General features: G+C 66.7%; 2 protein-coding genes. One reads left to right on the plus strand and one right to left on the minus strand.

What is annotated here, in order from left to right:
• The first annotated feature begins 133 nt into the window (after nucleotides 1–133).
• On the plus strand, nucleotides 134–619 hold the full coding sequence (locus tag ACH4YL_RS40755) for a DUF1877 family protein (protein WP_398512591.1): 486 nt from the start codon (nucleotides 134–136) through the stop codon (nucleotides 617–619).
• 18 nt (nucleotides 620–637) lie between these two features.
• On the opposite strand, the gene ACH4YL_RS40760 is transcribed toward ACH4YL_RS40755, so the two are convergent.
• Nucleotides 638–1,513, minus strand: coding sequence for an IS5 family transposase (locus tag ACH4YL_RS40760; RefSeq protein WP_398512592.1), 876 nt, complete (start codon nucleotides 1,511–1,513; stop codon nucleotides 638–640).
• Nucleotides 1,514–1,564: the final 51 nt, after the last annotated feature.

Raw genomic sequence — 1,564 nt, forward strand, 5'->3', positions numbered from 1 at the left:
CTAGGCCGTGTATCGAAAGAGTCCTGCTGAACACCGCGAGCCGATTTCGACGGCACGTGGCTGTCAGTGCCCTCAAGTAGGTTCTGTCCGTTCGGCCTGACAGGTGGGTCGTGGAGCTGAGGGATTCGTCGTAGTGAGCATCTACCTGCACTTTCGTGCCGTGGCTGAGTCCGAGATCCGGGATGACCACACCTGGCTCGCCGCGTTCATGTCTGAGGCTTGGGAAAACGACGACGCCGAGTACGCCGCAGGCATCGCCCACTCGATCAACAAGGGCTGGGACGCTGTAAACGACCTCTACGCAGCCGCCGATGCCCTCTATACAGACGCCGACGAGCCCTGGAATTTGCCGATCTACGGCGGCCGCCCGGTACCCCACAGCGCTGACGCCGATCCCTCCGATCCCCCGCTAATGCTTCTGGAGCCGTCTGGGGTGTCACAGGCCGCGCGTTTCCTTACGACTGTCTCTTTCGACGAGCTGTGGAACGTCGTCGACGCAAGGTTCAGCGCCCTCGGCCGGACCAAGCAGGAGCACCTCGAACATCACAGGAACCTCCAAGAGTTCTACGGACAGGCGGCTTCGGCAGGCCACGCGGTGGTCAAAGCGGTATGGGCTTGAGTCGTGGCTACGTGCTGATCACAGCCATTCGTTGATGGCCGCGACCAGCACGCTCGCCTCGTAGCGGACGGCGAGTTTGTCGTACCGGGTTGCGACAGCGCGGTGTCTCTTAAGGCGGTTGATCCCGCACTCGACCGCGTGGCGTTCGCGGTAGTCGACCGGGTCGAAGCGCGGCGGCCGGCCACCGCGGGAACCGCGCTTCCGGCGGTTGCGGGCCTGGTCGGCCTTGTCGGGGATGGTGCAGCGGATCCCGCGGCGCCGCAGGTAGGCACGGTTCCTGCGGGAGGCGTACGCCTTGTCCGCCCGCACGCGATCGGGACGGACCCGTGGCCGGCCCGGACCGACGCGGGGCACGCGAACCCTCTCCAACACCGGTTCGAACTGCGGCGAGTCCCCGCGCTGCCCGGCCGTGACCACGATGGCCATGGGTTTCTGACCCTGCTCGACAGCCAGGTGGAGCTTGGTGGTGAACCCGCCGCGCGACCGTCCCAGCCCATGATCATGGGGCTCGGTGAAGATACCGCCCGGTGGTTCCTTCTGCAGGTCGCCCTGCTTACGGGCGCCGGCCGCGTGCTGGTGGGCGCGGCAGACCGTGGAGTCGACGTTCAGGTCCCAGACGATCGCGCCCTTCGCGTCGGCCAGGGACTGGAGGCGGGTGAGGATCCGGTGCCAGGCGCCGTTCCGCTGCCATCGGCGGAACAGGTCGTAGACCCGGTTCCACGGGCCGTACTCGGCGGGCACGTCCCGCCACGGAACGCCGGTCCGGACACGGAACCGTATGCCGTCGATCAGCTGCCGCCGAGGCCAGACGGGCGGCCGCCCCGCCCTGGCACCCTTCGGCAACAGCGGCTCCAGCACTGCCCACTGCTCGTCCGTGAGATCTCCCCGACCCATGAATCGTGATCATTCACAGCCCAAGATCCACTTTCGATACACGGCCTAGTG

The organism is Streptomyces sp. NPDC020681 (assembly GCF_044334895.1).
GTDB lineage: Bacteria > Actinomycetota > Actinomycetes > Streptomycetales > Streptomycetaceae > Streptomyces.

Coding starts and splice junctions, on each gene's coding strand:
- ACH4YL_RS40760 (WP_398512592.1), bottom strand. CDS start 1,513: ATGGGTCGGGGAGATCTCACGGACGAGCAGTGGGCAGTGCTGGAGCCG.